Below are 13200 nucleotides of genomic sequence, written 5' to 3' on the forward strand. Positions count from 1 at the left end.
TATCTCCTTTGACTCCATATATACCCTTTATCGTATATATTTATGATAATTTAATACCTGAATACAAAAACAAGTAGAAATCCTTCTACTTATTCTTTAATAAATATAAGTTTAACGGTTCTAAAATTTCTTCTTTTTATATTATACTAGTTTTTAATTCTCTTAAGTCTTTTATAATAAAATCAGCCTCATATTCTTTATCTAAGGATGTTTTCATGTGGTCTCCCGCTTCCCTTATTATCCTAGCAGTATGTATTCCTAATTTTCTAGCACCTATAAAGTCTTTATTAGGATTATCACCTACATAAATACACTCTTCTGGCTCGCATTTAAAATGTTTAATCATTTTAATATAAGTAAATTCATGAGGTTTCCAAAAATCTAAGCCAAATTCATCTGAAACTATTATTTTATCTATCTTTTCACTTAAACCTAAACAGCTTATTTTGTTCCACTGAACAGATGCTTTTCCATCTGTAATCATTCCTACGTTAAATTTATTTTCTTTTAAATATTTTAAAATCCACTTTGAATCTTCATATAATTCAATATTAGGTTTTGCATTTCTATATATATCAACAAGCTTTTTTATATCCTCTAGTATATTATGTCTTTCACAGAGGATATTAAATATCTCCCCTCTACCAAACTTATCCAATATATATAGTGTATCCTTATATAATTCTTCTTCATTTTTATTGTGTTTATCCGCCAAATACTTGCACACTTCTTTAAATGCACCTTGTACAAAATCTCTTTCCTTATAAAGCGTGTCATCTAAATCAAATATAATTGTCTTTAACATGGTGTTCTATTTCCTCATTTCTATAAAAAAAGCAACATTTCACTTACATTGAAAAGCTGCTTTTTATTTTAAAGTTTAATCAATAAACACTGCTTCATCATATCTAAGCATTATGGTTTCTTTAAAGTTACCGATTATAGGTTCTATTTTTTCACCATTTCTCATCATGTTAAAATACATACCATAATCTATGCCTGCTTCAAAAGTAAGAGGAACTCCTCCACCGAAACGAGGATTTATTTCTATAAACTTTATTTTGTTACCACAGGTTAATCTACACTGAACAGTGTATGGTCCCATAACCGTTAAATTTTCCTCTTTCGTACGTTCCCCTACGAGACACTCCATAAGCCTATAGGTTTCTTTTATTATTTCCTCATGCTTGACTACTCTACTTTTGCTTACTTCGCCAGAGCGAATTTCTATTCTTTCTCTGGGAACTATGGATATTATATTTCCCTTTAAATCACACAACACATCTATAGTGTATTCATTTCCTTCAATAAATTCCTGAACTATAGGATTATCTACATAATCTATAAAAAACTCTAATTCTTTTAAATTGTTTACTTTAAATACTCCCATACTTCCCATACCAACTATGGGTTTTACTATCATGGGAAACTTCAGTGCTTCTATATTGTTTGTTAATATATCTTTAATCTGTTCCTTTGAATAAGTTACTGGAGTATCTATACACTTCTCAAGAAAGAAGTCATAAGTTTTTAATTTATTTCCGCATATATTTACTATATCCTTATGGCTTAATAAAAGAGTAGTCCCAATACTTTTAAAGCTTTCCCTATTGTCGCAAAGTATATTAAATTCAGGTTCATAAAGAGGAATCAAAAAATCCACCTTTTCATTTTTACATATATGAATAAGACTTTCTATATAACCTTCCTTATTATATTTAGGTATTTTGTAAAATTTATCCACAAAGCTTATTCCTGGAGCCAACTCACCTGCATCAACTCCTATAACTTTACAATGTTTTTTTAGGTGTTTTATAAGCTGCACTCTTTTTCCTATAGCTGTAATAAGTATATTCATTTTAAGGCTCCCCTTCTTTAACGTTACTCTAAATTCTAAGCTACAATTATAAGCCACTGTAGCATAAATTTTTATGCTAGTTATCTCTACTAGCTATAGAGATATTTATTTTACTTTCCATATCCTCAAGTATAGGTAAAAGTTCATATTCAAATAAGTCTCCAATAAGAATAAAGTCCTCATTCTCAAAGGCTTGTACTATTTCATTAAGCTTTCCATTCATAGTTTCTAACTCTATTTCTTCTTTTTGGGCATCTTTAGTAAGAAAAATAACATCACTTAACCATTTAATCCCTTCTGCTATAAGTGGTATTAGGTCACATCCTTTTCTTTCTTCTCCAACTTGAAAATATTCTACTGCTTGTTTAATTCCAGTCTTAAGGCTTATTATGTATTCACTGGCAGTTTTTAGTGCTTCTATTTTTTCATTCATTCTTATTCCCTCCGTTATATAAGGTTCTCACTTAAAATTAGTTTTCGCACTTCTTCTCTATCAATTGGAGGTTGAATGTGAGATGTGTAACTTCCAATTGTACTGTGCTTATAATCTTTATAATAATTATCATATTGATCCTTTGAAAAGGTTGTTGGTACTACTGCATACATATTTTCTAAGTCATAAGCAAAATGAGACTCCTCTTCTGTCATAAGCTCTTCATAAATTTTTTCACCGGCTCTTAAACCTATCTTTTCTATTTCAATATTTGAAGAATCTAAATTGTATTTTTTACTTACTTCTTCTATTATTACCTGTGACAAATCACTTAACTTTATAACAGGCATTTTTAGTACAAAAACTTCTCCTCCTAAGGATCTTTCCGCAGCACTCATTGTAAGTTTAACCGCATCTGTTAAAGTCATCATAAATCTACTCATAGTATATTCCGTAATGGTTATTTTCCCCTTATCCAACACTTGCTTTTTAAATAGTGGTATAACGGAACCTCTAGAACCCATTACATTGCCAAATCTAACAGCAACAAATTTAGTTTTTATCGGCCCCTTACTATAGTTAGCAGCCTGCACAAGTTTTTCAGCTAAAAGCTTTGTTGCACCATATGAGTTTGTGGGATTTATTGCTTTATCAGAACTTGTAAAAACCACAGCTTCTACTTTATGATAAGTTGCTGCTTTTATAACATTTTCCATACCATCCACATTTGTTTTAATAGCTTCTCCAGGATTATACTCACAAGCTGGTACATGCTTCATAGCTGCTAAATTAAAAACTATATCTATACCATTCATAGCCCTTTCAACTCTATCATAATCCCTTACATCACCAATTAAATATCTGAAGTTTTTATAATTCCAATCTCTCGTTTCATTTTCCATTAAAAATTGTTTATATTCATCTCTGCTAAATATTCTTATTACCTTTGGCTTTTGTTTTATTAATTCTTTAACCAAGCCTTTTCCTATAGTGCCTGTACCACCTATAATCAAAATAGCCTTGTTGCTATAATATCCCATAGCATTACTCCTCCTTAGTTAAAAGACTGTAGCTTGGATAGAGCTTTTTCTATACTCGGTATAGATTTTTGCACAGTTTTTAAAATACCTTCATATAATTTATTTGTTTTAACTGCTAATCTTTCTCCCTTTTTTAACTCAGTTTCTTTTATTTTTCCTTTATATTTTAAATCCATAGTAACTTTCAATATCTCAGGTGTTAACAGAGTTTTAATTATATAAGTCTTGTCTACATTTAAATTTATATATTCATCTATTTTTGATAGTTCTCTATTAATAACATTAATATTATGCTGTTTTTTCCCGGTATAGTGTTCTATAATCTTTCTGGAATACTCTACTGCTGCTTTGCTTTTTTCTTCTATTGTTTTCAAATCTTCTACTGCTTTTTCTAAATTTATTTTTAGATTTTCCATAGATAAGCCATTTTCCCTATTTAAAAGATCTTTTATATCTTTGTCTATGATATCTTTATAATTACTTATTGTTTCTTTTAAACTCTTTACTTCAGTTCCTATTATATTGGCACCACCTTCAGTACTATTGATAAATTTTATTTGTGGATTTCCCTGTATAAATTTTTCTAAAAGTTCTTTATAGAATAAAAATACCTTACTAGTTAAAACCTGTTCTCCATTAATATCCTCTGTTGATATTTCACTTTGTTTATATTCTACAAGATTAAGATTTCTATCAATATCCTTTGTAGCTGCATCTGCATGATATTTATTGTTTGTATATGCAAAATCTTGTCCTATAAAGATTATAGGATTACACCCTAAATAACCAGCAAAGGATGTGCATATATGTGCTACAGACCCTCCTTGATATAGTCCATCGACTCTTTTACCTATTACCTTTTCTGTAACTTCTTTCATAAGCAAATCACTAAAAAATATTTTTTTTCCTTTATATTCATCCACTACCTTATGATTGCTGAGTTCATTGAAAACCATGGGAATCTCCCTATCTAAGGAATCTTCCATAACTTTATAGGACGGCTCTCCAGGATCTAATACACATACAAAGTCTGGATTAACCCCCATATCTAATACAGACTTTAGAGTTCTACCTCCTGTTATTATAAGAAACTTTTCGTGACATTCTCTTAATAGTTCTATATTCTTTTGCAAGGATGGTCCTGCAGAAACAACTATAGCTGGCTTATTTTTAAAGCTATTCTTTAAATTGTTTATAAAAGTACTTTTAGCCATAGTTGATATATTTTCTATGAAACAAGTAAAATACTGCTCTGCAAAGGCAATCGTTGTATTTAATCCAAAAATTAAGCTATTTACACGGTTTCTTATTAAGTTAGTTAACTGAGTATATTCATTACCGTATATTTTATTATAATTGGCAAAGTCTAAAATTTCTACATTGTTCATATTATTAATATTTATATACTGATCTATTAAATCATTTAAGTTGTTTTCGTTTTTATTTAAGATTAATATCCTTTTATCATTTTTTATAATGTTTTTATAGGATAATTCCTGAAAAATTCCAAGTATATTTTTATCTGGTTCTATTATTAGAATTTTATTATTACTGGTAGTTATTTTTAAAAGTTCTAGTATATGTTCTCCTGTTCCCAGTCCAAAAACTACTAAAATTGTTTCTTCATTTAATTCATTAATTTTATTTTTAAAGAAGTCTATATCTCTCTGTACAGAATATTTGCTTCCTATATATAAAGATTTTCCTTCTGCATTTATATTAATTATATTTTTCTCGTCCTTACTTTTTTCTACATAATATTTTGTATTACAATCTATCTTCATATATCAACTCTCCAAAATAGTTATTAATATTACATTTATCGTAAATTATTAAATACCCTTTAGGAAAAAAGTTCAGTATAAGGAAAAGACATACCAAAAATAAATTTGGTATGTCTAAAATCCAAAACTATCTTAATAATTGTAGAACACCTTGAGGCGCTTGATTTGCTTGTGCAAGCATAGCTTGAGCAGCCTGTTGTAAAATATTATTTTTACTGAAGCTCATCATTTCCTTTGCCATGTCTACGTCTCTTACTCTTGATTCTGATGCTTGTAGGTTTTCTGAAGCTGTGTTTAAGTTATTGATTGTATGCTCTAATCTGTTTTGGATTGAACCAAGGTTAGCTCTTTCCTTTGAAACGGCAGCTATAGCACTATTTACAGAAGTAATTGCTGTTTGTGCATTTGTTGAAGTAGAGATAGATGAAGCTGATAAACCTAATGTAGTACCTGAAGCTCTCATATCATTTATTTTTAATGTTATGGTTTGATTTGCATTTGCTCCAACCTGGAAATCCAATCCAGTTGTTGCAAATGAACCTGACATAAGAGTTTTAGTGTTAAATTGTGTCTGAGTTGCTATTCTAGAGATTTCTGATTTTAATTGAGTAAATTCAGAATTTAAAGCTGCTCTATCTGCTGATGTATTTGTTGCAGTTGATGATTGAACTGATAATTCTCTCATTCTTTGAAGAATTGAGTGAGTTTCATTTAAAGCACCTTCTGCAGTTTGTATTAATGAAATACCATCTTGAGCATTTCTTGATCCTTGATCTAAACCTCTGATTTGTCCTCTCATTTTTTCAGAAATAGCTAGTCCAGCTGCGTCATCTCCAGCTCTGTTAATTCTTAAACCTGAGCTTAACTTTTCCATTGACTTTCCTGCTGCACCAATGTTAACTCCCATATTTCTGTGAGCATCCATAGCATTAAGATTGTGATTAATTATCATAATATTTTCCCTCCTTGAATTTTAAAGTGGACTTCCTTTTCCACTGTTTTATTTATAGTTAAGCTATTTAAGCTTACTAACTAAATTTATTGATTTTTTCTTTTGACTTATCATTTAACTAAAAAAGGAGTTAACTATCCTGCCCTTCCAGCATCCTGCTGAATTACGAGAATAGTTAACTCCTCCTGAGTTCTTAATATTAAATTATTTGCTTATAGCCACTTTCTGCTGCTCTTCCCAAACTTCGCCCCTAACAATCTTAATATCCCTAGGTGCATCAACAGCTAGTCTTAAATCACCATTGTCACTCTTTACAACTTTAACTTTTATGTTATCTCCAATTACTATGTATTCTCCCGGCTTCCTGCCTACTACTAACATAATTCTCATCCTCCTTGAATCGAAAAAATGGACGATTAATAAGCCTATCTCTTATTTGCCTCCTGCAAATTTAGATAAGTTTATTAATCGTCCATGATTATTTCATAATTTAATTTTCTTACTTTTATTTTCGTTTCTCTTAATAAAAACTTTATAGTAATTTTTAAGTTTTTTACTTAACTTTTCTATTACTTATATTTATCCTATCGATATGTTTACTTTAAACTTTATAGTTTTTTTAAATTAAATATTTTTTATTAATAGAATATTTTTAAAAATTCGAATTATTTTCCTTATCAAGAATTTCTCCTCTTACTATCTTAACATCATTAGGCGCCTCTATAGCTAACCTCAGTCCTCCTACTTCATTTTTTATAACTTTTACTTTAATATTTTCGTTTATTACAACATATTCTCCTGGCTTCCTGCCTAAAACTAACATATTTTCTCCTCCTTGAAATAAAGAATACCTAAAATAAATAAAGGCCAATTAAAGTTATTAAATTTCTAAATAAATTTAATAACTTTAATTGGCCGGTTGCACTAATAACTCCAAATTTCTAAAGTGACCAAATACAAGAAATCTTTCATAGTTTCCAAAACAATAATATTATATCATCAAAATTATGGAACTTCAACAAGGTATTGGTTAATTTCAATTGAGGAATTTCTTTGTATAATATTTTACTAATTATATGATTATGAATATTCATAGTATACTTCATTTTCTTTCTTTTATTACTTTAGCTGGTACACCTACAGCTATTGAATATTCCTGAATACTTTTATTGACAACTGCATTTGCACCAATTTTACATCTCTTACCAATAGTTACTCCTGGTAAAATTACTGCACCTATTCCTATATTACAATCATCGCAGATGGTTATCGGAAAAAATTCTAAGCCTGAAAATAATATTGGCGTATCTATTCCTAGTTCTTTATGTCTTGCGCCATGAATCTTTACCATAGGTCCTATCCCTACATTTTCACCTATAGTTACGCCACCAGCTCCATGTATAAAGCAATTCTGACCAATCCATGTATTAGAGCCTATAATTAGCTTAGAATTATAATATCCCTTTAATATTGTATTGTGTCCTATATATACGTTATCTCCTATTTCAATATTTTCAGGATGAAATATCCTAACGCCGTCTTCAATTATTACATTGGTTCCGCACTTACTTAGGCTTTCTTTATTAGGTAATCCATTCCCTTCACTCTTCCATTGTTTGTATGCCATACTTTCACCTCTTTAAACTAAATTTCTTTATTGAATTGATACAAAACCTTCTCCAGTTCCGACACAATATATGTTATAGTCTCATGTGTAAGTTCACTATGTAACGGTAATGCCAATCCTTGTTCATATGCATAAATTGAATTATTAAAATCACTACCATTATAATTATATTTGTCTTTATAATATGGCTGCTCATGCACAGCATAGGCTCCAAAGTTTGTTTCTATTCCTCTATCTTTTAGTTTTTTGATAACCAAGTTTCTATCAAACTTCTTGTTTAAAAGTACATGATACGTTTGCCACACATGTTTACCATAGTCCTTTTCAACCGGAAGAGATATTCCAGAAATAGAGCTTAATAATTCATTATACCTGCTAGCTACTTTTGCTCTTACTTCATTAATCTTATCTAATTTTCTCATCTGTACTGTACCAATGGCTCCTTGAATGTTTGTCAGCCTATAATTAAAACCGGCATCGACAAACTGTGGTTTTCCATTTATGTAAGTTAAACCATGGTTTCTAAGTATTCTTAGCTTATCAGCAATCTCATCATTGTTAGTAACAATAATTCCACCTTCACCAGTAGTTATAGCTTTCCTTGGATGAAGACTGAAACATCCTATATCTCCTATAGTTCCAGCCTTTTTATTTTTGTATTCCGCACCTAGAGCACATGCTGCATCCTCTATTACTTTTAAATTATATTTTTGCGCTACTTTCATTATTCCATCCATATCTGCACACTGTCCAAACTCATGAACAGGGATTATTGCCTTTGTTTTTTCCGTAATACTACTTTCTATTTTATTTGCATCCATACCTAAAGAATCTAATTCAATATCTACAAATCTAGTTGTAGCTCCTAAAAGTTCTACTACATTTGATGTAGCAGGAAAGGTGAAGTTAGGTACTATAACTTCATCTCCTGACTTTATATTTAGAGAAGCTAGTGCTAGATGCAATGCTGCTGTTCCACTACTTACTGCTATAACATGTTTTGCACCAATATATTTCTTTAATAGATCTTCTAGCTCCTCCACCTTATCACCATGAACTAAATACTTGGAGTCAAAGACTTTTTTCACTTCTTCTAATTCCTCTTCTCCTATATCTGGCACTGCAAGTTTAATCATTTTTAACACCCCTATACCATTCTATGGTCTTTTCAAGTCCTTTGCTCAAATCATACTTTGGCTCATATCCTAACATTCTTCGTGCCTTATCAATGCTCGGAATTCTTAACTCCACATCTACGTAATTTTTAGGTACATATACAATTTCTGATTTTGATTTAGATATTGTTCTTATAAGCTGTGAAAGCATTGAAATTGTAACAGTACCTCTTGGATTTCCTATGTTAAATGTGTTTCCTATTGCCTCTTCTTTCTCTAAGCAAAGCATAATACCTTTTACAAAATCTTCTACGTAGCACCAAGACCTTATCTGATCACCATCTCCATGAACTTGAATTTGTTCATTTCTTATAGCTCTAGTTACAAACTGATGTATGGCACCTTCTCCTACTTGACCTGGTCCATATATATTGAATGGTCTAACTGATACAATTGGAAGCCCATATTCTTTATAATAACTATGTGCTAAGTGCTCTCCCGCTAATTTACTTACAGAATAAGTCCATCTCGCTTCGCCTACCGGTGCAAGATTCGTCGTACTAATTTCCTCTACTTTATAAGCGTAAGAACCAAACACCTCTGATGTTGAGAAGTCAATAAATCTATCTATATTATTAATATAATCTTTTAATGCCTCCAAAAGGTTATAGGTTCCTATCATATTTACCTGCATAGTTTTTACAGGGTTTTTTATTACAGTATCTATGCCTGCAACTGCAGCTAGATGTATAACAATATTTGGCTTAAATTTATCTATAGTTGACTTTAAGAAAGAAAAATCTAGTATATCTCCTTGCACTAATTCTATATTTTCCTCGCTTAATAAATTTGTATTTTTAATAGAGTTCCTATTTAGATTATCGTAAATTAGAATTTTATTGTTTTTATAAAGTAAATCACAAATTTTTGTGCCGATAAATCCAGCTCCACCAGTTAATAATATCTTTTTATCCTTAATCATTTTTATCCTCCGTTAATCTGTTGTTAGACTGACTTGTATAAATCTAATAACTGTTTTGATATTAGATTCATATCGTGATATTTTTCAACATATGCTCTTCCTTTTGTACCAATAGTATTTAACATTTCTTTGTTATTTATCATGTATTCAATCTTTTCTTTAATGTTATCTGGATTTGCAGATACTATTGGAAGTTCCTTAGGATATTTTTCTTTCATATAATCACTTATCCAACAGATCACCGGTTTTCCCATCGCCATAGACTCTATAGCAAATAATCCATAAGCTCCTCCATGTAATTGATCAATTATTAAATCCGCTTTCTGATAAACTTTCTTTGCTTCTTCATGAGGCATACCCTGAACTAACTTAAACTCAAAATCATACTTTTCCTTTAGCTCTTCAATAGCTCTTAAAACATATTTTGTTCCCTTAATTTCCGGAGCTGAAGGTGCATGAACTATAAGTAATTTATTCTTGTTAAAATTCCTTACAGTGTATTTTTCTAAATCTATGGCCTGACTTACTAAATGAATATTTTCGTAAAAATCCTTTACATATTCGTAAAGTTCTAAATCAGCAACTATACAGTGTGAGATATGCTTTGATAAAAACTCTAGCCTCTTTTTAATGCTATATTCATCTTCATTTTTAACTTTTATATAAGGGTTAATCTTTACCGCCCTAGAATACATTCTTACATCCGATCCCCAATGATTCATAAAAACCTTTTTTCCTAATTCATTTAATAAAGGTAAATCAGAGTTATCTAACGCTAAGGTACTGCCAAAGTGAAAATGAAAAATATCATTTTCTGAAATCATTTTACAAGCAAACTTCTTAGTTTCAAAATTACCAGTCTGAAGATCCTTAAATGAACTTATATCTAATATGTAATCAGACCTATAGCCTAAATAACTTTCGTAATAGTTGACAGACTTAGCATCAACCCCCAAAGCTTTAAGTCCTGATGTAATTGTATTCATTTGATTAGCTATTTCCATCGTCCCGTTTAATACTTTTAAGTTATTATTATCGATAGGCTTTAAGTCAGCTATTATATCATTAACATTTATACTACTATCAGGATTAAATAATTTAGCTTTACTATATAGTTCTACAGCTCTTTTCTGATCATTCTTCATATTTGTAACATAACTTAGATTGTATAGTAAATCTCCATTTTGTGGTTCTATCTCTAGTCCCTCTTTTAATATAATCTCAGCTTCATCAAGGTTATTCTGCAGTACTGCTATAACAGCCTTCATTGAATATATTTCAAAATCTTGATTAACGATTTCTTCATACTGATTAATAAGCTGTTTGGCATTATCTATATTTCCTTCGTCAATCAAAGTCTTTATGCTTTCTTTTACTTGTTTTTTATAATTTTCAAAGCTTTCCCTTGATGCCTTATCAGTTTTTACATTAAATAACTCATTTTTATATATATCAATATACTTGGCTAATGCCTCGTAAGTATTTACAGCTTCAATCATATATTCTACTGCTGATTTTTTATCCTTCTCTTTAAGAAGTTTATGTATCATGTAAATTATAATGAAAAATCTATCCTGTTGATTACTTATACTTTTGTAAATTCTCTCTGCTTTTTCAACCTGATATATTTGAGATACAAAGTTAACTCCTAAATTAATAAAATTATTAAAAATAATTTCGTACTTACTATCTACTTCCTCCTTATCGTTTATATTAATTAGCAACAGCATAGTTGTCATAGAAATAAGTACTTTTAAATCTTCTAAATCGGTTAAATCTTTATTTATGTTTACAATATGATTCTCAAATATATCCATAAACTCACTGTGTTTTTCTATTAAATATTTAATTATGTTTCTTAAATTTACTTCTTCTACAGGTTTTAATAAATCAACTATATTGTTTACATCATTTTTCAAGTTTATAAATGCTTCTGCATAAAATACAGGTTCTTTATTAAAATCTATTTTTTTAAATAATAATTTTGTTAAATTTATTTTTTCGGCCTTTTTATCACTCAATCTTTCCTTATTAAGAATACTATATATATCATCACCTGAACTAAATTTTCTATAGATTTCTAACTTCTCTTCTTCATCAAAATTCTTCATTTTTTCTTCTAAGGTCAATAAAAAGGTATCCTTATCTTTTTTATCTACTAAATCCACATATACATTTTTTAATTCAGAATAACTATTTAATTTTGTTAATATGCCAATACTAGAATATATTTTTTGATTTATATTAGTTATATGTTTATATTTATCATAAGCTTGAATATATTGTTCATTTTGTAGATAATACTGAGCTGCTTCAAAATAAATAGTAGATTTAGAATCATTATCTATATGATACATTATTATTGTTAAGTCTTTTGATATCTCTAATTCATTATACTTATCAACTAGCTTAATATATTGTTCAAAATACCTTATAGAATCTTCTTTGTTTCCTAGCTGCTTTTCTGCTAATCCTAAAAGATAATACATATCAATATACTCGTCATTAAATTTTATAGTGTTTTGACCTATCTTTACCGTTTCTTGAAATTCTCTGTTTTCAAAAGCAATTCTAGCATATGATGCATAGATATATTTATACACTTTCCGTTCATTTAAAGATTTATTTTTTAATATTTTATGTGCTTTCCTGAATTCCTTTAATGACTCTTTTTTCTCACCATGCATATCATAAGTTATGCCTAACTGATAAATATAATATAAATTTTCAGGATTCTTTTCTAATTCTATTTTTAATAGTTCTGAAGTTCTCACGAATTTTTTTTCCATTAACTCTTTATCGGTACTAACATACCCAAAATGAGTTAGACTTATATCAATATTTAAATTTGGTCCTTTAAAAACAGGTTGATTATGAACTGCACCTTCGTATCTAAACTCACTGTCATTTTTAAATATTCTAGGTGACAATATTAGATTATACTTATTTTCATCTTTATAGTTGTACAGATTCTTTACTTGCAGCATAATAGTGTTATATTTATTCATTTCATCTGAATTCAATAAGTAAATTAACTTTTCAGTATCATCTAATCTTTCATCTGCATCTATTATAAAAATCCATTTTCCTCTTGCATAGGAAATAGAAATATTCCTCATTTCCGAAAAATTCTTATCCCATTTATGAAAGTAAACTTTATCGGTGTACTCTCTTGCTATATCTACAGTATTGTCTTGTGACCCAGTATCAACAACTATAAGTTCAGCTAATCCTGATTGTACTATTGGCTTTAGTTTTTCTAAACATCTTCTCAAGTTCTTTTCTTCGTCTTTAACCATCATGCATATACTTAATCTATATTCGTATTTCACCATAAGCACCCCTATATTCCAAACTTTATTTAATATTAATATAAACAAAAGCCCTGTATAATATAACAGGACTTTTG

The 13200-nt window shown here is 29.4% G+C and carries 12 protein-coding genes and 1 riboswitch; all 12 genes read right to left on the reverse strand.

Annotated elements, in window-relative coordinates; genetic code table 11:
* Positions 1-136: 136 nt before the first annotated feature.
* The 12 genes from AC0N0V_RS18810 to AC0N0V_RS18865 all read right to left on the reverse strand — a co-directional run bounded on the left by AC0N0V_RS18810 (position 137) and on the right by AC0N0V_RS18865 (position 13126).
* Positions 137-805 (reverse strand): HAD family hydrolase, encoded by a 669-nt coding sequence (locus AC0N0V_RS18810; RefSeq protein WP_474460281.1) that lies wholly within the window; start codon positions 803-805, stop codon positions 137-139.
* A gap of 75 nt (positions 806-880) precedes the next feature.
* Positions 881-1858 (reverse strand): ATP-grasp domain-containing protein, encoded by a 978-nt coding sequence (locus tag AC0N0V_RS18815; RefSeq protein ID WP_474460283.1) that lies wholly within the window; start codon positions 1856-1858, stop codon positions 881-883.
* 76 nt (positions 1859-1934) lie between these two features.
* Positions 1935-2291, reverse strand: coding sequence for a DUF8042 domain-containing protein (locus AC0N0V_RS18820; RefSeq protein ID WP_474460285.1), 357 nt, complete (start codon positions 2289-2291; stop codon positions 1935-1937).
* A gap of 14 nt (positions 2292-2305) precedes the next feature.
* The gene (locus tag AC0N0V_RS18825; RefSeq protein WP_474460287.1) at positions 2306-3331 is read right to left on the reverse strand and encodes an SDR family NAD(P)-dependent oxidoreductase; all 1026 of its coding nucleotides are present in this window, start codon (positions 3329-3331) and stop codon (positions 2306-2308) included.
* A 14-nt stretch (positions 3332-3345) separates the two neighbouring features.
* Positions 3346-5115: a motility associated factor glycosyltransferase family protein gene (locus tag AC0N0V_RS18830; RefSeq protein ID WP_474460289.1), complete on the reverse strand. Its 1770-nt coding sequence runs from the start codon at positions 5113-5115 to the stop codon at positions 3346-3348.
* Positions 5116-5242: 127 nt separating this feature from the next.
* Positions 5243-6067 carry a flagellin N-terminal helical domain-containing protein gene (locus AC0N0V_RS18835; protein WP_474460291.1) on the reverse strand — a complete coding sequence of 275 codons (825 nt, stop codon included), beginning with the start codon at positions 6065-6067 and terminating at the stop codon, positions 5243-5245.
* Between the two features lie 204 nt (positions 6068-6271).
* Positions 6272-6448 (reverse strand): carbon storage regulator, encoded by a 177-nt coding sequence (locus AC0N0V_RS18840; RefSeq protein ID WP_474460293.1) that lies wholly within the window; start codon positions 6446-6448, stop codon positions 6272-6274.
* 271 nt (positions 6449-6719) lie between these two features.
* Entirely contained in the window at positions 6720-6890 is a 171-nt protein-coding gene (locus tag AC0N0V_RS18845) for a carbon storage regulator (protein ID WP_474460295.1), read from the reverse strand.
* A gap of 81 nt (positions 6891-6971) precedes the next feature.
* A riboswitch (cyclic di-GMP riboswitch) is annotated at positions 6972-7055 on the reverse strand.
* A 114-nt stretch (positions 7056-7169) separates the two neighbouring features.
* On the reverse strand, positions 7170-7694 hold the full coding sequence (locus AC0N0V_RS18850) for an acyltransferase (protein WP_474460297.1): 525 nt from the start codon (positions 7692-7694) through the stop codon (positions 7170-7172).
* Positions 7695-7711: 17 nt separating this feature from the next.
* Complete coding sequence (locus tag AC0N0V_RS18855; protein ID WP_474460299.1) at positions 7712-8830, reverse strand: DegT/DnrJ/EryC1/StrS family aminotransferase; 1119 nt, start codon at positions 8828-8830, stop codon at positions 7712-7714.
* Positions 8823-9791, reverse strand: coding sequence for an NAD-dependent epimerase/dehydratase family protein (locus AC0N0V_RS18860; protein ID WP_474460302.1), 969 nt, complete (start codon positions 9789-9791; stop codon positions 8823-8825). Before AC0N0V_RS18860 ends, AC0N0V_RS18855 begins: the two co-directional genes overlap by 8 nt.
* Before the next feature lie 23 nt (positions 9792-9814).
* The gene (locus tag AC0N0V_RS18865) at positions 9815-13126 is read right to left on the reverse strand and encodes a glycosyltransferase (protein ID WP_474460305.1); all 3312 of its coding nucleotides are present in this window, start codon (positions 13124-13126) and stop codon (positions 9815-9817) included.
* Positions 13127-13200 lie beyond the last annotated feature (74 nt).

It is taken from the genome of Clostridium sp. CS1-1 (assembly GCF_056135525.1).

What these genes read in the sequence shown, in the direction of transcription:
- AC0N0V_RS18850 (WP_474460297.1), bottom strand. Translation starts at nt 7,694, where the DNA reads ATGGCATACAAACAATGGAAGAGTGAAGGGAATGGATTACCTAATAAA.
- AC0N0V_RS18835 (WP_474460291.1), bottom strand. Translation starts at nt 6,067, where the DNA reads ATGATAATTAATCACAATCTTAATGCTATGGATGCTCACAGAAATATG.
- AC0N0V_RS18815 (WP_474460283.1), bottom strand. Translation starts at nt 1,858, where the DNA reads ATGAATATACTTATTACAGCTATAGGAAAAAGAGTGCAGCTTATAAAA.
- AC0N0V_RS18810 (WP_474460281.1), bottom strand. Translation starts at nt 805, where the DNA reads ATGTTAAAGACAATTATATTTGATTTAGATGACACGCTTTATAAGGAA.
- AC0N0V_RS18830 (WP_474460289.1), bottom strand. Translation starts at nt 5,115, where the DNA reads ATGAAGATAGATTGTAATACAAAATATTATGTAGAAAAAAGTAAGGAC.
- AC0N0V_RS18865 (WP_474460305.1), bottom strand. Translation starts at nt 13,126, where the DNA reads ATGGTGAAATACGAATATAGATTAAGTATATGCATGATGGTTAAAGAC.
- AC0N0V_RS18855 (WP_474460299.1), bottom strand. Translation starts at nt 8,830, where the DNA reads ATGATTAAACTTGCAGTGCCAGATATAGGAGAAGAGGAATTAGAAGAA.
- AC0N0V_RS18820 (WP_474460285.1), bottom strand. Translation starts at nt 2,291, where the DNA reads ATGAATGAAAAAATAGAAGCACTAAAAACTGCCAGTGAATACATAATA.
- AC0N0V_RS18845 (WP_474460295.1), bottom strand. Translation starts at nt 6,890, where the DNA reads ATGTTAGTTTTAGGCAGGAAGCCAGGAGAATATGTTGTAATAAACGAA.
- AC0N0V_RS18840 (WP_474460293.1), bottom strand. Translation starts at nt 6,448, where the DNA reads ATGTTAGTAGTAGGCAGGAAGCCGGGAGAATACATAGTAATTGGAGAT.
- AC0N0V_RS18860 (WP_474460302.1), bottom strand. Translation starts at nt 9,791, where the DNA reads ATGATTAAGGATAAAAAGATATTATTAACTGGTGGAGCTGGATTTATC.
- AC0N0V_RS18825 (WP_474460287.1), bottom strand. Translation starts at nt 3,331, where the DNA reads ATGGGATATTATAGCAACAAGGCTATTTTGATTATAGGTGGTACAGGC.